Here is a 15,741-nt window from a genome sequence, read left to right on the forward strand (position 1 = left end):
TTGTTAACAGAACTTTCGATTAGGAATTTTGCGATCATTGACAGCTTGTCTGTTTCATTTGAAAAAGGCCTGACTGTATTGACCGGCGAAACAGGGGCAGGGAAATCCATTATCATAGATGCCGTTCATTTATTGGTTGGTGGCCGTGGTTCGGCAGAGTTCATTCGTCATGGTGAGTCGAAGGCCGAAATAGAAGGGCTCTTTCAAATTGATGATGACAAACATCCGGTCTTTGCCAAGGCTGAAGAATTTGGCTTGGATATGAATGATGGGATGGCTATCCTCCGAAGAGATATCTCACTCAGCGGCAAGAGCGTCTGCCGGGTAAATGGAAAGCTCGTAACGATTGCAATTTTACGTGAGATAGGACGGACTTTGATAGATATACATGGTCAGCATGAACATCAGGAATTAATGGATGAACGACTCCACCTTCCTTTGCTTGACCAGTTCGGCGGCGAAAAAGTTGCTTCAGCTCTTGCCGAATATCAAAAGTTATTTAAACGGTATGAGACAGCTTCTAAACAACTGAATAGTTTAAGTCAAAATGAACAGCAAATGGTTCATCGTCTCGATTTAATCCAGTTTCAATTCGATGAAATTCAGAAAGCGGATTTGAAACTACGCGAAGATGAAGAATTGATGGAAGAACGGAAAAAAATTAATAATTTCGAAAAAATTCATGAAGCGTTGCAAACCAGCTATAATGCTTTAAATGGAGAGCAACATGCAATTGATTGGCTATCCGTGGCCATGAATAACCTAGAAGAAGCAGCGGGTCTCGATGAGGGTTTAAAAAATAGCTCGGAAACTGTTTCAAATAGCTACTTCCTTCTCGAAGAAGCGGTCTCGACCATCCGAGATCAGTTAGATTCTTTGGATTATGATACAGAACGAGTCGAATTTATTGAAAGTCGCCTTAATGAAATAAATCAATTAAAACGTAAATACGGACGGACCATCGAGGAAATATTGGAGTATGGTGCTGGGATTGAAGAAGAAGTCGAAAAGCTTCAAAATCGGGAAACCCATATAGCGAAGCTTGAAAAAGAAATAAAATCTATTAAAGCTGATTTAATTGTTGAAGCAAAAAACCTGTCTGAACTTCGGCAAACATTCGCACAGCAGTTAACAAAGAAAATACATCAGGAATTAAAAGATTTATATATGGAAAAAACAATTTTCGAACCGCATTTTCTTCAAACAGCTTATACTTTCGATGAGTTATCAGACAGGGGAATTAATCAGTCGGGTCTGGATTCCATGGAGTTTTATATATCCACCAATCCAGGAGAGCCGTTAAAACCTCTTTCGAAAATTGCTTCTGGCGGAGAGTTATCTAGGATTATGTTGGCTTTGAAAAGTATTTTCTCCAAACATCAAGGCATTACTTCCATTATATTCGATGAGGTGGACACAGGTGTAAGCGGCAGGGTTGCACAATCTATTGCCGAAAAAATCTATAAAGTGGCAACGGGTTCCCAGGTACTTTGTATTTCACATTTACCACAGGTTGCGGCAATGGCAGATACCCATTTATTTATTGCAAAAAATGTTAGAGCAGGACGAACCAATACTTCGGTGAAGCCTCTTATAGAAAGTGAAAAAATAAAAGAAATTGGCAGGATGATCTCCGGTGTCGAGATTACGGATTTAACGAAGCAACATGCCAATGAATTAATTCAGCTAGCCAAAAGGTTGAAAATTACGTCTTGATACGGTCTTTATAAGAGTACTTACAACTAATCATAAGCATTCATTGTAAAGCTATCCAAAAACGGATAGCTTTTATTTTGTGCTTCTGTTATAAATGACTGTCATGAAGGCTAAATTAAAGGTGTAGCCATAAAGTGTCAGAGAGCGAGGAGAGTGAATGGATTGAAATTTGTATGGATTAACAGAATCATCGGTGGAATTCTCCTTGTTTCGCTATTAACATTAGGGTTATACCAGCCATCTCGTGAATATTTTTTAATTCCAAATCATCTTGTACTATTTGAAGGAAGTCAATATAGTATTTCCAAATCATTACCCGTTTCTGCAAAAGTTTCGGAATCCAGTGATGGGATTTCGCTTCATGATGAGCAAGCTTCAATCACGCTTGGTGCTGAGAAACCAGGTACAAATGAGGTATTACTTGATGTAGCAGGCTTGCCTGCTAAAAAGGTCGATATTAGGGTGTTAAAAGACTTTAAAGTTATGCCTGGAGGCCAATCTATTGGAGTAAAGCTTAATACTCTCGGGGTTCTCGTTGTAGGTCATCATCTAATTGATACTGATAAGGGAAAAAAATCACCAGGAGAAAAAGCGAAAATTGAAATCGGTGATATTATAACAGAAATCAATGGTCAGACGATAAAGAAGATGGGGGATGTAACCCCTTTTGTTCAGCAGGCAGGTGAAAAGGGAGAAGCGTTAAATATTGTTATCAACCGTGATAATAAAGTGCTTCACAGTATACTCTTGCCTCTAAAGGATAAGAATGAAGGAACTTACAAATTGGGCTTGTATATCCGCGATTCAGCGGCTGGAATTGGGACGATGACGTTTTATCACCCCGATTCGAAAAAATATGGAGCACTGGGGCATGTCATCTCGGATATGGATACAAAAAAGCCAATTGTTGTAAAGGATGGGCAGATTGTTCAATCGACTGTTACGTCCATCGAAAAGGGAAGCAATGGTGACCCAGGAGAAAAATTAGCACGTTTTTCTTCTAACAAAGAAAAAATAGGAAATATTAATCGTAATAGTCCCTTTGGGATTTTCGGGAAGTTAAATCAAGATTTCAAAAATGGAATTAGGGACAATGCCCTTCCAATAACTCTTTCTCACGAAGTAAAGGAAGGACCAGCAAAAATCCTTACTGTAGTGGATGGTTCTAAAGTAGAGGAATTTGATGTGGAAATAGTCAGTTCCATTCCACAAAAGTTCCCTGCAATTAAAGGAATGGTTTTAAAAGTGACAGATAAAGAATTGCTTCAAAAAACGGGTGGGATCGTTCAGGGTATGAGCGGTAGTCCTATCATACAAAATGGGAAATTAATCGGTGCAGTTACCCATGTATTTGTTAATGATCCTACAAGTGGGTATGGTGTCCATATCGAATGGATGTTAAACGAAGCCGGTATCAATATATACGACAAAGATAATTATGAAAAGGCAAGCTAAAGAGTCAGGGTATCCATTTGGATGCCCCTTTTTAATTTAATGGGCAATGTCGGACCATTCTATCTTCATTTTATAAGGAAAATAATCAGGTTTAAAAATGATTTCTTCAAAAATTGAGGTTTTTTTGAATTGATGTGATAAAATGATAACAAAATGAAGATTTTTCGACAATCTGTTTATTCGAATAGCAAACGAAGTCGAAAACAAGAGATATCCGGAGAATAATATTGAATTCCTTATATTTTTTCAAAAATAAAAGGAATTTAGTTTCCATTGTCGAAAAGTTCAATTACAATAGAATTTAGTCATATAGAAAAAAAGACCAATTGTAGTTGAGGAGGAAATCAAGCGTGAAAAAAATTAAGGTGTGCGTTGTAGACGATAATAGAGAACTTGTTGGCCTTCTGGAAGAATACATTTCAGCACAGGAAGACATGGAAGTAATTGGGGTTGCACATAACGGTCAAGATTGCCTGGGTATGTTAGAAAACGTAGACCCGGATATTTTGATTCTCGATATTATCATGCCTCATTTAGATGGGTTAGGTGTCCTTGAAAAACTTCGTGAAGTAAAACGGGGTGCAATGCCTAATGTAATTATGCTTACTGCATTTGGTCAAGAAGATGTTACGAAAAAAGCTGTTGATTTGGGTGCGTCTTACTTTATTCTAAAGCCATTTGATATGGAGAATCTGGCCAATCATATTCGTCAGGTGAGCGGCAAAGGACAGGCTGTATTGAAAAATCATAGTCAGTTTAGTTATCGTCCTCAAAATGAATCAAAGCCGAAAAACCTGGATGCCAGCATCACAAGCATAATTCACGAAATTGGAGTGCCTGCGCATATTAAAGGCTATTTATATTTAAGGGAAGCCATTTCAATGGTGTATAACGATATTGAACTATTAGGATCGATTACAAAGGTTCTATATCCGGACATTGCAAAAAAATACAATACAACCGCCAGCCGTGTTGAACGTGCCATCCGACATGCGATTGAAGTGGCTTGGAGCCGGGGGAATATTGAATCAATTTCATCTTTATTTGGTTATACCGTTAGCATGACTAAGGCAAAACCTACGAATTCCGAGTTCATTGCAATGGTTGCTGATAAGCTTCGTCTTGAGCATAAAGCTTCTTGACAGGGGTAGGGTCGTTGATTTGACGGCAATTTGGACGGGAATTTACTCGTGAATTTATCGCCAATTACGATAAACTTTGCGGTGTGATACCGATAAAGACTGACCGTAATAACAAATAAACTCGGCACCTCTACGAGTCAGTATATAGTAAACTTCCGTAGTCGTCCAAACAAGGCGGCTATTATTTTTGCTTAGGGGGCTTGGTAATTATGTCCATCCGAAATCGACTGAAAGAATTACGCCACGATCATCGGATGAATCAGACGGAGTTTGCCGCATTTTTAGGACTTAGCGTTTATCAATATAACCGTTACGAAAGGGAGGCCCGGGAACCTACGCTAGATAATGCGATGCAAATTAGCGAAAGGCTCGGAATGACTGTTAACGAAATATTTTATAGAGAAATTCAATAACGTCCTATGCTGGGCGTTTTTTTTATGCCTTCGACTTGTCGACTTCGTTTAAATTTTTATTAGGACAGGCAATTTTATAGGCGCACTTCCATACACTCTAATATCCATTGCAAAACAGTTGTAAAACGGTAGCGTCATAATATCGGATATTTTAATTTTCGATTTCGTAACAGATTCAACTTATTTAGTTAAGTACACTTATACGAGTTATAAAGGTGGTTTAATAAGCTTTCGGCAACCTGTTAGGAAAGGACCGGAGGGGAGAGAGTGAGGGGGAGCGCGAGGGGGAAAGGTAATATTCAGACAATTCTAATTAACGGAGATGAGCGAAATGTTCCAACAGAGAATAGAAACAATCGACTTTAAAACGTTTATGGCGTGTAATCACCGGAAGCCGTCGAAGAGCCTCATAAATACGAGCTTATATAGTTTCTTGCCTTCGGTATCGGTTAGTAGCTTCTTCTCACCGGACATAGCCGGAGTATATGCGGTCTTGCTAGGCGTCTTTGCTTTCGGCATGTTATCGCATTTCCTAGAGTCTTACGCAGCCAGTACGGGGCGCGAAGCCCTTGCCGAAGCGATAGAAACAATTACACGGTTAGCGTTTTCGATTGGCGGGTTCAGCTTTATCGGATGGTTTTTAGTATCTCTATAAGGGGGCGGAGTTATGATACGGGAATTTCTTTATAAATCGAAGGCTAAAGGCGAATTAATTAAGGCGTTTCGGAGTGCCGGACTATTCAAGCAGTATAAAAGTAAGGGCGGAACGGAGCGCACTATATTTCCGCAGGTACACGACATACACCTCGACAAAGAAAATAAGTCGCTTCGATATACGTTTACTTTACTTAACGGAATGGATCCAAAGGAAGTAAGAAAGAAGGAGTTTGTATTTAGGCAACACTTCGGAAGGAGCATCGCGCTTGACGGCGATTTAAAGAAATACGTTTTGACCGTTTACGCGACTTCTATGCCGGATGAGCTAACGTATAAAGCCGAAAATGTACTCGAAGTTGTTTCGCCTTATGCCCTCGGAATTATCGCCGGAATGGACCGGAACGGGCGTTATGTGGCTTTCGATATGCTTAAACAACCGCATATTTTAATCGCTGGACAAACGGGAAGTGGAAAATCTACTCAACTTCGTCAGATACTAACGACGCTTATCCTCAATAAAAAACCCTCGGAACTGCAGTTATTTCTCGGCGATTGTAAAAAGTCGGAGTTCCATATATTCCGCAAAGTTGAGCACGTTCAATGTGTATTAAGTAGCGCGAAGGATATCGGAAAAATGTTACGCGGTATTAAAAAGGAGCTTGACGAAAGGAGCGATTTAACGGAGCTATTCGAAGTCAGTCACGTCGACGACCTTCCGGCGGAGCATCGCAGGGCCTATCTAGTCGTATGTATTGACGAATTTGTCATGCTTCGGAAGGATGAGGCGATAATGGATATCCTTACGGAAATATCTGCGATAGGTAGAACGTTAGGTGTCTTCGCTATCCTTTCCATGCAACGCCCTAACGCGAAAATTCTAGATACGACTATTCGTGCGAATTTAACCGTCAGTATGGGCTTTCAGCTTCGCGATATTATCGAATCACGTATCGTAAATACGCCAGGGGCGGAGACAATCGAAACGAGCGGTCGATTTATAATGAACGCCGATAAACTTTACGAGCTGCAAGCGCCCTATTTAACGCTAGATAAGGCGAAGGACTTGCTTAATCCGTTTATCGTATCGAAAGGTCCCGTAAAGGAAGTAACGCCAGAAGAGCCAGTATTAAAAGGATTATCCGAAAAGGATGTGTTTAACGATGTCTCTAACTAGCCGAGATAAGGCGATAATTAAAACGCTTGATAAGTTCCGCGTTATGGACCGCGATAGTATTGCAGAGCTTTTCTTCGCAGGATTAAAAAATCCGAAGTATGCGGCGAATAACGTCCTGCTCAGGCTACTTAGGGACGGAGAAATACAACGATCGACCGCCTTTATCCCGTATTGTTACTTCGGTCCTAGTATTCAAATGAAAGCGCAGAGCCATAAAATAGGTCACTTTTTAGCGATATTAAACGTTTATAAAGAGATGCTGAAGCTTGGCGACCTTGAATCGTTTTTAGTTGAGCCGAAGTACGGAAGGAAGAAGGATGGATGCTGCGAGCCGGACATATACGCACACTTTCGGCGCACTCCGTTTTTTATCGAAGTACAGAAGACCGTTTACAGCGCCAATCAAATGGATGAAAAGCTCGAGCGTTATGTCCAGTTATACGATAGTGGAATCATAGCGAAGCCCTTTCCGCACGTCCTTATATTATCTGATCAGCGGTACGCAATAGACGAAAATTATCCCTTCAAGGTCTTTCAAAGCGAATCATTTACGGAGTTCATGAGTTCGTTGAGGAGCGAGCCAGCGCCGGTAAATAGGCCGAGTGAAGGCGGAGTACGAATCGTTGTTAAATAAAAGGCTTTGTAAAAGGATGTTGTTGATTTTCTTGATGAACTAATGGGGCAGGATAGTTCCATAAGTGTAGTGTATTCGCGCTGTGACATTATCTTTCGAATCAGTAATATTTTGTCGTTATTGGGATAGTGTTGATCCTTATCGTTCATACTAAGTAAAAACAAAAATTGAGGTTGCTTTAATGCATGATACATGGATTTATAGTCATTTCATCAATACAACGTTCTTCCCTGTTTTAGTAGTTGTTATAATGATAATTATTACAGTTATCTTAATTTATTTTGCATCTAAAAGTAAAAACAAATAAAAAAGAGGATGTCGGGGTTTATTCCGCATCCTTTTTGCTGTATTTAAAGAGATCATCTATTGTATATGTCTTATTTAATCCTTCTACATTTCTGGCGAGCTCGTTGATTACGTCTAAAATACTTTCTATTGTAGATAATTCTATACGCTTTGTTTTTCCCTCAGCCATATCGTAAATCGTAGCTGGTCTAACCTTCGCTTCTACTGCAATCTTATTTCTTGTTTCTTTAATTTCTCCTAATATTTCATTCAAACCAAATTGAATTGCCATAACAGTACCCTCTCTCATCTATATTTAATTCTTAATAGTAGTATAAACGTTAAACTCCAAAAGTTACACTTTTAATTTTGAAAAATAAAATAACTATTGACGTTTAACTACAGGAGTATTATTATTAAGCCAGTAGATAAACTACAAGAGTTAAACTCCAAAACGAAAACAAGGAGGAAACGCCAAAATGATTAAATGGATTAACGGATCAGAGCCTAAAACGTTTAGCGTGAACGGTAAGAAAACGGCAATTGGTTACTGGAATCTCTACTTAGAAGGTACGACGCACTTTGTCACACTATCGCCGGAACAAATAAAGCAATATATACCGTACCTTGGAAATAGGCAGCGTTACTGCTATGGAGAACTGCTGGACGTGGAGATTGAGCACTTGTATGGCGGAATGAGTAAGGAGGAAATTGCATGACTATCGAAAAAGGTAACGCATACTTTATCTGCTCCGATGACCCTAGCTTCGGCGATCCGATGATGGAGCCCGTACATGTGATTAATTCGAAATTGACACTTTCCATCTACGAGGATCGTGATTATGTATTCAGGGAAATTACGGAATGGACTCCGGAAGGCAATCCGGTTGTAGATTTGGCAACAGCTAAGCGATTTGAGTTGAGTATGCAGGATGGTCCGAAGAAAATCGATGTTGAATGGTTTATTGGCGCAAGTGTATTAGAGGTTGTACAAATATTTTTAAAGTAAAAGGCCCGCCCTGTGCTGAGAACACAAAGCGAGCCAAGAACAAAAAACTATTCTGGAGGTAATTATACATGAAAAAGGCTAAGAAAATCACGGTAACTTACTTATTCGAGGGAAAAATCTATCCACGAGAAAATACATCGGGTCTTCTACTATCCGGAAATAAAGTATTCGTTACTCAGGAAGGCTTAAGTGTATATAAAGCAATTCCAACAAGTGACCCGAACGTTTATCTCGTTAATTTGGACGAAAATAGCAAGGATTATTTAAAGAATACGGGCCCAGTAATGAACGTTATAGGCGCTTGAAAGCGAAAATATAGATAAACGGCGCGGCTACGGCAATAGTCGCCATTATCGAAGGGGGAAATCGGAATGAGTTTATCGGAAAAATTCTACGGTGAAATACACGGATTATATGGTGAAGTAAGGGCGGCGTACGAAAAGTTAAACGGGCTACAATCTTCGTTAGACCGCAAGGTATCGGCGATTTACCATGACATCGAGAAAAGTGGCGAGTTCTCGGAATCGGAAGGCAACGACTTCGCAAAAAATTTAAAAGTAACGTTGCAGCAACGACGTGTAGTAAAGGATGAACTCATACGGTTACAGCCGGTTTATCAAATGTTACGGTCCGAAATCGGGAAAATGGACGATCAATATGACCGGGTAGTACGTAAGAGCAGCGAAATCACTCAGTCGCTTAATGTGACGATGAATATCTCAGACGTGTTTAATGCGTTAGAAGTATAATAATCGGCTGGCACCGGTTATCTAAGTAAAGGCTGATCGTGCGGCAACGCGGTCGGTCTTCTCTTCTTATACTATCACACGGAACAAATGTTCGCAATGGTTATCTTTTGATAAAGTGCGCGGAATTGGAACGGCAGCTGTATCGTAATTTGAGGCAACGGAGTGCGCGACTTTGGATTCTCGTTCTTATCATAAAGTAGGAAATAAAAATTCGGGGGGGAATTGTCCGAAGAAGAAAGTGCGCGCCTATCATATTGTAAGGATTAATAAGTGTGCGCGGTTTCCCTTCCTGCCGCCTATTATATTTTATATGTTACTGTCCCGTTTCCGGACCTATGACGTCATATATTACGTAGGGGTTAAAAAACTTTCGAAAAAAAGCGCCGAAACGGACTATTCGCGTGACATACGTATTGAAAGGTTAAAAAACTTTCGAAAAAAGCGCCCTAAACAGGCTGCTCGCGCGACATTATTTATATAAGGTATAAAACTTTCGAAAAAAGTGCGGAAAAAGGTAAGCTCGAGCGTCAAACAGTGTAGGTTGAAAAATTTCGCAAAATTAAAGGAGGAATAAGAATGGTAGAAAGAAAGGTTTTTGACAAGCGCAACCCAACAAAAGGAGAGCGCAATTTTATCCCGTTACCCAGTGATGCCCGCCACTATGTTCACCATGAGCGTATGAGCGCAGAAAAGCTGTTTTTGTATGCATTGATAATCGACTACTACAATCCGATTGAAGGGCACGCATTTCCTAGCATCGAGACGTTGGCCCTCAAATACGGCAAGGCTCCGGACACAACGAGCCGACATTTGGATGATTTGAAGGCTGTGGAGTTGATTGACTTTCCGGAAAAGGGTTATTACGTGCCGCTGGTTCCGCTAGATGAGGAGGCTTTCTATCGCGAATTTCCTGCCGCTTGGGAACTGTACCAGAAAAACTATCAGCGATGTGAAAAAAGAAAGCAGGCTGGCCGGGATCGTATGCAGCAATGGAGGTTGGCGAAAGGGTACACGGAATAATAGATTAAGGTACACCTAATTAGCAAGGGTACTAACGGTGTTACTTAGGTGTTAACTAGATTTATCTTAACGAGATTTAAAGAACGAGATTTAAAAAGATTGCGCTCATTTTCGCTAAAGCAAAAATAAACGCCAGGTATTGTATAACTTTTCGTAGGTCTTTTCTTCAAAGAAGAACAGAAGAGATAATGCGTACACCTAATTAACCGCGTAACACAAAAAGGAGGGAGTGGAACTGAAATGGAGAATAAAATCGACTACAAACAACCGGGCGAGGGAGCCATAGAATTTGCGCAATCATTTACGTGTGGATTAAATCTTAATGATGCAATGCCAGTAATAAAGAAGATTATGGATGGTGAACTTCACGATGCAAAAGACAAGCGAATCAAACGTTGTGATTATTGCAGTTATTTTTACCGTGACCAGACAAGGCCAAATAATAGTCGAACATGTTCAAGAGAATGCAAAATTAACCGTGATACGTTAAACCGAGCCAAAAAACGAGCCGATGCGGCCTTGTTGAAGCCAAAGAAAAAATCAAAGCGAGAAACGTATTACCTTTACTGGTTAGAATATCCGTTCTGGCTGAACGAGTACGAAATGTTAAAACAGGCATGGAAGTATGAAGCACCTTATTCGCCGAGTAAAATCATACAAATCGACGCAGCCAAACAACGTGGCGAATTAATTGGAGGCAAACGGAAGCCTAAACGAGTGGTGCCCTATAACGGTGAGGAAGCTGAGCAGCCAAAAGTTTTTGTGAAGTATGCGAAAATAAGCGATAGAAAGCCAGGGGAGGTTACCATTTCGCACATGGAACCAAACGAGCAATCGGAATATTATTCTCGTAAATATACGGAAAGACATCTTCAATTAGAGCGTAGACGGGCAATTGAGTTTAGGTGCAGTAGAAAAGTATAAGGGGAAGGGCGCATGGCCCGGTATTTTTTAGACGTAAAACAGGATAAAGAGGAGGGGTTACTATTGGATGCAATCAAAGCGAAGGCTATTCGTTACTTTTTGAGCGAGTCGCAGGTGGAATTCTCAAACCGAATTGGCGTTTCAGCTTCAACTATCTGCGCAATAGAAAAGGGACAGCGAGATATTACCGATTATATTCGAGCCAAGCTTGTTCGAATTGAGGCCGGTTTAACAGAAGAATTCTTTGTTTTTTATGAACATTTCAGAATAAACGCATAGTAATCCATAATAATTCTACTGAAAAATGAGTGAGGTGTCAACCGAATGAATGAAAACCAACCGAAATTATTTACCTGCCGAAGTTGCAAGGTGGAAAAGTCGTCCGCTGAGTTTAGAAAGGATAGTCGGATGCCTTACGGAGTCGACTATGAATGTGTGGATTGCCGGAAGTGCCGACGCCGAACAAATGGTGAATATCTACTCGAAAGAGCTCGTAAATATCAAAAGCGGAAAGGTGATGCAGTTATGCACATAACCGTTAATCAACTTGAGAGTTTACTAACAAATCACTCTTGCTCATATTGCGGAGATCCTTTGACCGATAAGAATTCAACTTTGGACCATGTATTTTCACTTTCGCAATCTTATGGCGGAGCAAACATCGCTGGGAATTTAACGCAAGCCTGTCGGAGTTGTAATAGTGCAAAGGGAACAGATCATGTGGCTGACTTCTACCGTCGCTCAGACAAGTTTACCCTGACACTTTGGACGGATTTTGTACGTAGCTACACAGAGCGATTAATCGGGCGTGCAATTACCGACATTGAAGTAGAGTATATGAAACGCAACTTACTAGATGAAGCCGACGAGCTGCGACGCAACTCGAAAAGAAAAGACGTGGCAACCAATGAGTGAGGTGAGACCATGTGACTTTCTTCTTGGAACATTGTAAAAACAGTAAATACATTATGTAAAAAACTAAAAAGGGGATTAATAATATGACAAACTTACAAGCCATTAAGGATAAAATCGAGCAAGCGTACGACTTGAAACAAGCATCAACAGGAGTATATCGCAGATGGCAGGATGAATACCGCGCGGAGGTTAGTAAAATTAGCAGAAATCGCAATTTAACGGACAGTGGGAAATTCAAGCTTAAAGAGTTGTTGGCCGAGAGGAAGACCGTTGAGCTTATGAAGTTATCGAAGAGCCAACAGGACGAATATCGCAGTCTCCTAATCGAAGCGCAAAAGGAAGCCCGAAAGGTTGCCGACTCAAAACCAGCCGCGGCGGATAAGGCGGTTGCTGAAAGATTCGATAAGTCATTCGGTGAGCTTAAAACGGCAGTTATGCTCGCAACTCCCGAAAAGGCGGTCAAAATCCTAAATGATTTCGTAGAGGGAACAGAAGAGCCAGCTTTAGTCGATAAGATACGCGCCGAGTTTTCTTCGATCATTGCGCCAGTTGTCGGGCAGGCCAAGCAAGAGGACAAAAATAAACTTATAGATTTATTCGAACATACTCAACGCAAGGCTAAAGGTGCAGAAGTAATGGAAGCCGAGCAACTTATGGAGCAAGCGGAGGGAATGAGTGGTCAGAAGTTTTTCGGCCTAGCTGTAATGGAAAGAGTAATTGAAGTTCACGCAGAAGCTAAGAAGTATTTGAACGACCCGGACGCTTTCTTCGAGGAATACCCTGGCACCGAGCGAATAAATACCACGATGCGTACTGAGGAAGAAGTAATGTTGGAATCTGCAAGCGAAATTGAATAAACTAAGCGGCTGCCCTTCACGGGCGGCTTATTTTTTATAAAGGAGGTACTGATGAAAACAATCGAAGAAATGCGCGAATTTATTGAGATGTGCAAGGCGGAACGTGGAGGAACGGAACTATCACGTAAGCAAACGACGGAAGAGGACCATGCGACAGTTACACGTATTGATGAAGCTGTACGGCCAGTGCTTATTCGATACGCTCAACTAGTCCACGAAAGCCAGCAAGTCCCCGACATTGATACGTCGAAGCTAAAGGTTTTCCTAGAAGAACTCGAGCTGGTTCGATTGTGTGATGATTGGCGATTGAGCGCACACGCTACGGTATTATCCTGGACGATGGCAATAATCATCCACCGGTATAAATACGAAGCTCCGCAGTTGAGTCGGCAGCTATTCATGGCACTAAATCATACGAAAGGTGGCGTACCACATGCTTACAACTAAAGACTGGGCAAAAATCGAGGCGGAGTATGCGCTCGACTTTGAAATTCCGCCAGGCCAGCCGCAGGTCCCGGACGCTCTGGCCGCGGTTCTGTATGAGAAGTCCGATCCTGTCCGGTCATTTCTTGCGCATTACACTCGCTTGATTTTCGGAGCGGGTAAAGTGTTGGAAATCGACCACAGCAAGTTAGACGAATATGAAACGATGCTCGAAGTGGCCTGCCATGCGGAAAATGCGCTCATGCTCACACTATCGGCGGTCGCTTTAAAAACGGCTATACAAGATGTGAGGGACCGGCATAAATATGAAGCTCCTTTCTTAGCAAGAAGACTTTATGAATGGCTTGCGATGGCGGACTACAAGGTCAGAAATTCGGATATTTTATACGAGCGTACGCCGGAAGAGGCTGCGGAATTTGATGAGCTTTACGAGAAGTTTAAAAATGACGCAGAACTTACAGAAGAAAAACTACGATATTACAAAGGGGAGATTGACGAATGGCAAACGAAGTCACACTTAGCGAACTAAAGGCACGATTATCCGCGGATCAACTAAAGGCTGCTGAATTAACGGTGGCAAATGATTACGCCGGCAAGCAGAAAAAATCGTACGAGGACCTTGCAGCGGAGATAGGAATAAACGCGCGCACGCTCTACAACTATCGACAGGAGCCTAATTTTATTAAGTACTGCGCTTGGTTATCTGAGACAAAACTTGATGCCTTCCGAGCTACAGCCGATTCTCAGCTACTTAAGCTGATCGAAGGGACGAGTAATAACGGCCAAGCTTCAATTAAAGCGCTAGAACTGTTTTACAAATTGAATGGACGTCTAATTGAAAGACGTGAAGTGGTGCAAGCGGAAGAGGGTAGCGGAGCCAAGCGTATGTCTGACGACGAGTTACAACGTGGTTTAGACGAACTTAACGACATGTTGAATTAAAAACGAAGGGGTGAGTTTATGAGATATCGCGGTAATCGTATCGAACCACAACGCCAAGGTGCCGGAAAAGGCAACGCTACTTTCAACTTCCCGACGTTTCAAGTCGGATTGGTTGTAGGGTGTACGGGTGGAACGCTTAGTTTCAAACTGTATACGGAAGATAATATCGTTGAGACATTTACCTTAAAAAACCAAGAGAAATTCGACGAACTTACAATGCGATTCAAGAAACTCGAAATCATTGCGGGCGCTACCGTTGGGTGGTATTTCGTGAGCAAGGAAAATCTAGACGCAAGAGTATGATTAAAATAGAGTGAATGGTGGCTGACGAATGAGTAGCGAAAAACATGCGAATTTAAACCTGCATATGCGCTTCGACAGATGGCGTCTTGAGTTTAACGATAACTTCAGGAAAATTGACGAGAAAATGACGGAGGTTACTGGGCAGTTGGCGGAAACTGTAACATAAGAAATTATAAAATGATAGTAGGAAAATACTCCCTTATTGTCGAATTATATTATTCGAAAAATAGGGGGTAATGATTTATGAGAGGATTAGTTATTTCACCAGAATACGAGATCACAAATGATGGAGGCATACACATAAAAAACTCAGATATTGATGCAACGAAATTAAGACAATATCTGCTCTATTGGGATAAACTCGATTTTCCTGACAATAATCTTATTGGTATTGGTGGCTCTCCAGAAATTGATTATTTAAAAGATGTTGGCGTATTACAGCGTTCAAGGCATATTTTAAAATCGATTAGTGGCGACGTAGGTGATTTTTACTCTAAAATTCAATTAGAAACGTTGAAAAATAATAATGAAAAAGAAAAAGGAAAATGGTCATTAGCTCAACCAAATAGTAAGTTAGTATTAAATGAAGAATCTAGTGTTTTAACTAGAAATTTAGAAGTTGAATTATATGAAAGCCTACCCGTTCCAACTTCAGATGTATCGTTGGATGATGTATTAATTTTTAAAGAACGTAGAAAAGATGAATTGTTAGAGTTTAGGCATTTAATGGACAATTTATACTTAGAAATATTAGATTCCGGTGACTTTGAGCGAGCAAGATTAAAAAATATTGATCAATTACAACTTAAAATTATTGAACTCGATAGGGTAATGAGTGAATCAAGAATAACTAGATTGTTGCAAAATGTAAAAATTGAATTAGATTATACGCAGGTGTTTATAAATACAGTAGGAGCCGCGGTTGCCGGAAATGCATTTGGCTTTCCAGTTGGATTAAGTGGCGCGTTAGGATTTGCATCTTCATTTATTAAGGTGAGCTCAGAATTTTCATTGAAACCAAAAAACATTCCAGAGGGTCTGAAAGACTATGCATATCTTTACTATTCTAAAAAGGAACTTATTTAGTTCTTAGGGAGGGATT

General features: G+C 40.7%; 23 protein-coding genes. 22 read left to right on the top strand and 1 reads right to left on the bottom strand.

Going from position 1 to position 15,741, the window contains the following annotated elements; translation table 11 throughout:
• The 7 genes from recN (at position 1) to JFU50_RS19160 (ending at position 7,191) form a co-directional block, all read left to right on the top strand.
• Positions 1-1,716, top strand: coding sequence for a DNA repair protein RecN (recN, locus tag JFU50_RS19130; RefSeq protein WP_056525314.1), 1,716 nt, complete (start codon positions 1-3; stop codon positions 1,714-1,716).
• A 162-nt stretch (positions 1,717-1,878) separates the two neighbouring features.
• On the top strand, positions 1,879-3,171 hold the full coding sequence (gene spoIVB / locus JFU50_RS19135; RefSeq protein WP_201223669.1) for a SpoIVB peptidase: 1,293 nt from the start codon (positions 1,879-1,881) through the stop codon (positions 3,169-3,171).
• 350 nt (positions 3,172-3,521) lie between these two features.
• A complete protein-coding gene (gene spo0A, locus JFU50_RS19140) occupies positions 3,522-4,313 on the top strand; it encodes a sporulation transcription factor Spo0A (protein WP_056525307.1) in 792 nt (263 codons plus the stop codon).
• A 209-nt stretch (positions 4,314-4,522) separates the two neighbouring features.
• The gene (locus JFU50_RS19145) at positions 4,523-4,726 is read left to right on the top strand and encodes a helix-turn-helix transcriptional regulator (protein ID WP_201223671.1); all 204 of its coding nucleotides are present in this window, start codon (positions 4,523-4,525) and stop codon (positions 4,724-4,726) included.
• Between the two features lie 331 nt (positions 4,727-5,057).
• Positions 5,058-5,381: a hypothetical protein gene (locus JFU50_RS19150; protein WP_201223673.1), complete on the top strand. Its 324-nt coding sequence runs from the start codon at positions 5,058-5,060 to the stop codon at positions 5,379-5,381.
• Positions 5,382-5,393: 12 nt separating this feature from the next.
• On the top strand, positions 5,394-6,557 hold the full coding sequence (locus tag JFU50_RS19155; RefSeq protein WP_201223675.1) for an FtsK/SpoIIIE domain-containing protein: 1,164 nt from the start codon (positions 5,394-5,396) through the stop codon (positions 6,555-6,557).
• Positions 6,544-7,191 (top strand): hypothetical protein, encoded by a 648-nt coding sequence (locus JFU50_RS19160; RefSeq protein WP_201223676.1) that lies wholly within the window; start codon positions 6,544-6,546, stop codon positions 7,189-7,191. Before JFU50_RS19155 ends, JFU50_RS19160 begins: the two co-directional genes overlap by 14 nt.
• A gap of 325 nt (positions 7,192-7,516) precedes the next feature.
• On the opposite strand, the gene JFU50_RS19165 is transcribed toward JFU50_RS19160, so the two are convergent.
• Positions 7,517-7,768: an XRE family transcriptional regulator gene (locus JFU50_RS19165; protein WP_201223677.1), complete on the bottom strand. Its 252-nt coding sequence runs from the start codon at positions 7,766-7,768 to the stop codon at positions 7,517-7,519.
• A gap of 187 nt (positions 7,769-7,955) precedes the next feature.
• On the opposite strand from JFU50_RS19165, the gene JFU50_RS19170 reads away from it, so the two are divergent.
• The 15 genes from JFU50_RS19170 (at position 7,956) to JFU50_RS19240 (ending at position 15,725) form a co-directional block, all read left to right on the top strand.
• A complete protein-coding gene (locus JFU50_RS19170; protein ID WP_201223678.1) occupies positions 7,956-8,195 on the top strand; it encodes a hypothetical protein in 240 nt (79 codons plus the stop codon).
• On the top strand, positions 8,192-8,485 hold the full coding sequence (locus tag JFU50_RS19175) for a hypothetical protein (RefSeq protein ID WP_201223679.1): 294 nt from the start codon (positions 8,192-8,194) through the stop codon (positions 8,483-8,485). The genes JFU50_RS19170 and JFU50_RS19175 overlap by 4 nt, the downstream gene beginning before the upstream one ends.
• Positions 8,486-8,553: 68 nt before the next feature.
• Positions 8,554-8,790: a hypothetical protein gene (locus JFU50_RS19180; protein WP_201223680.1), complete on the top strand. Its 237-nt coding sequence runs from the start codon at positions 8,554-8,556 to the stop codon at positions 8,788-8,790.
• 66 nt (positions 8,791-8,856) lie between these two features.
• A complete protein-coding gene (locus tag JFU50_RS19185) occupies positions 8,857-9,234 on the top strand; it encodes a hypothetical protein (RefSeq protein WP_201223681.1) in 378 nt (125 codons plus the stop codon).
• Between the two features lie 576 nt (positions 9,235-9,810).
• On the top strand, positions 9,811-10,254 hold the full coding sequence (locus tag JFU50_RS19190) for a helix-turn-helix domain-containing protein (protein ID WP_201223683.1): 444 nt from the start codon (positions 9,811-9,813) through the stop codon (positions 10,252-10,254).
• Between the two features lie 240 nt (positions 10,255-10,494).
• Positions 10,495-11,178, top strand: a complete 684-nt coding sequence (locus JFU50_RS19195) for a hypothetical protein (protein ID WP_201223686.1) — start codon at positions 10,495-10,497, stop codon at positions 11,176-11,178.
• A gap of 12 nt (positions 11,179-11,190) precedes the next feature.
• Positions 11,191-11,457, top strand: coding sequence for a helix-turn-helix domain-containing protein (locus tag JFU50_RS19200; RefSeq protein WP_201223688.1), 267 nt, complete (start codon positions 11,191-11,193; stop codon positions 11,455-11,457).
• A gap of 45 nt (positions 11,458-11,502) precedes the next feature.
• Complete coding sequence (locus JFU50_RS19205) at positions 11,503-12,093, top strand: HNH endonuclease (protein ID WP_201223690.1); 591 nt, start codon at positions 11,503-11,505, stop codon at positions 12,091-12,093.
• An 83-nt stretch (positions 12,094-12,176) separates the two neighbouring features.
• On the top strand, positions 12,177-12,950 hold the full coding sequence (locus JFU50_RS19210; RefSeq protein WP_201223692.1) for a hypothetical protein: 774 nt from the start codon (positions 12,177-12,179) through the stop codon (positions 12,948-12,950).
• A gap of 51 nt (positions 12,951-13,001) precedes the next feature.
• Entirely contained in the window at positions 13,002-13,397 is a 396-nt protein-coding gene (locus JFU50_RS19215; RefSeq protein ID WP_201223693.1) for a hypothetical protein, read from the top strand.
• Positions 13,384-13,923, top strand: a complete 540-nt coding sequence (locus tag JFU50_RS19220) for a hypothetical protein (protein WP_201223694.1) — start codon at positions 13,384-13,386, stop codon at positions 13,921-13,923. The genes JFU50_RS19215 and JFU50_RS19220 overlap by 14 nt, the downstream gene beginning before the upstream one ends.
• Positions 13,893-14,336: a phBC6A51 family helix-turn-helix protein gene (locus tag JFU50_RS19225; protein ID WP_201223695.1), complete on the top strand. Its 444-nt coding sequence runs from the start codon at positions 13,893-13,895 to the stop codon at positions 14,334-14,336. The genes JFU50_RS19220 and JFU50_RS19225 overlap by 31 nt, the downstream gene beginning before the upstream one ends.
• A gap of 18 nt (positions 14,337-14,354) precedes the next feature.
• Entirely contained in the window at positions 14,355-14,639 is a 285-nt protein-coding gene (locus JFU50_RS19230; protein WP_201223696.1) for a hypothetical protein, read from the top strand.
• A 28-nt stretch (positions 14,640-14,667) separates the two neighbouring features.
• Complete coding sequence (locus tag JFU50_RS19235; protein WP_201223697.1) at positions 14,668-14,805, top strand: hypothetical protein; 138 nt, start codon at positions 14,668-14,670, stop codon at positions 14,803-14,805.
• 77 nt (positions 14,806-14,882) lie between these two features.
• Positions 14,883-15,725, top strand: coding sequence for a DUF6236 family protein (locus JFU50_RS19240; protein ID WP_201223698.1), 843 nt, complete (start codon positions 14,883-14,885; stop codon positions 15,723-15,725).
• Positions 15,726-15,741 lie beyond the last annotated feature (16 nt).

It is taken from the genome of Peribacillus sp. TH14 (genome assembly GCF_016651145.1).
Taxonomy (GTDB): Bacteria; Bacillota; Bacilli; order Bacillales; family DSM-1321; genus Peribacillus; species Peribacillus butanolivorans.

Bases quoted from the DNA above. Each gene is read 5' to 3' on its own strand.
- JFU50_RS19145 (WP_201223671.1), top strand. From the start codon at position 4,523: ATGTCCATCCGAAATCGACTGAAAGAATTACGCCACGATCATCGGATG.
- JFU50_RS19150 (WP_201223673.1), top strand. From the start codon at position 5,058: ATGTTCCAACAGAGAATAGAAACAATCGACTTTAAAACGTTTATGGCG.
- JFU50_RS19155 (WP_201223675.1), top strand. From the start codon at position 5,394: ATGATACGGGAATTTCTTTATAAATCGAAGGCTAAAGGCGAATTAATT.
- JFU50_RS19160 (WP_201223676.1), top strand. From the start codon at position 6,544: ATGTCTCTAACTAGCCGAGATAAGGCGATAATTAAAACGCTTGATAAG.
- JFU50_RS19165 (WP_201223677.1), bottom strand. From the start codon at position 7,768: ATGGCAATTCAATTTGGTTTGAATGAAATATTAGGAGAAATTAAAGAA.
- JFU50_RS19170 (WP_201223678.1), top strand. From the start codon at position 7,956: ATGATTAAATGGATTAACGGATCAGAGCCTAAAACGTTTAGCGTGAAC.
- JFU50_RS19175 (WP_201223679.1), top strand. From the start codon at position 8,192: ATGACTATCGAAAAAGGTAACGCATACTTTATCTGCTCCGATGACCCT.
- JFU50_RS19180 (WP_201223680.1), top strand. From the start codon at position 8,554: ATGAAAAAGGCTAAGAAAATCACGGTAACTTACTTATTCGAGGGAAAA.
- JFU50_RS19185 (WP_201223681.1), top strand. From the start codon at position 8,857: ATGAGTTTATCGGAAAAATTCTACGGTGAAATACACGGATTATATGGT.
- JFU50_RS19190 (WP_201223683.1), top strand. From the start codon at position 9,811: ATGGTAGAAAGAAAGGTTTTTGACAAGCGCAACCCAACAAAAGGAGAG.
- JFU50_RS19195 (WP_201223686.1), top strand. From the start codon at position 10,495: ATGGAGAATAAAATCGACTACAAACAACCGGGCGAGGGAGCCATAGAA.
- JFU50_RS19200 (WP_201223688.1), top strand. From the start codon at position 11,191: ATGGCCCGGTATTTTTTAGACGTAAAACAGGATAAAGAGGAGGGGTTA.
- JFU50_RS19205 (WP_201223690.1), top strand. From the start codon at position 11,503: ATGAATGAAAACCAACCGAAATTATTTACCTGCCGAAGTTGCAAGGTG.
- JFU50_RS19210 (WP_201223692.1), top strand. From the start codon at position 12,177: ATGACAAACTTACAAGCCATTAAGGATAAAATCGAGCAAGCGTACGAC.
- JFU50_RS19215 (WP_201223693.1), top strand. From the start codon at position 13,002: ATGAAAACAATCGAAGAAATGCGCGAATTTATTGAGATGTGCAAGGCG.
- JFU50_RS19220 (WP_201223694.1), top strand. From the start codon at position 13,384: ATGCTTACAACTAAAGACTGGGCAAAAATCGAGGCGGAGTATGCGCTC.
- JFU50_RS19225 (WP_201223695.1), top strand. From the start codon at position 13,893: ATGGCAAACGAAGTCACACTTAGCGAACTAAAGGCACGATTATCCGCG.
- JFU50_RS19230 (WP_201223696.1), top strand. From the start codon at position 14,355: ATGAGATATCGCGGTAATCGTATCGAACCACAACGCCAAGGTGCCGGA.
- JFU50_RS19235 (WP_201223697.1), top strand. From the start codon at position 14,668: ATGAGTAGCGAAAAACATGCGAATTTAAACCTGCATATGCGCTTCGAC.
- JFU50_RS19240 (WP_201223698.1), top strand. From the start codon at position 14,883: ATGAGAGGATTAGTTATTTCACCAGAATACGAGATCACAAATGATGGA.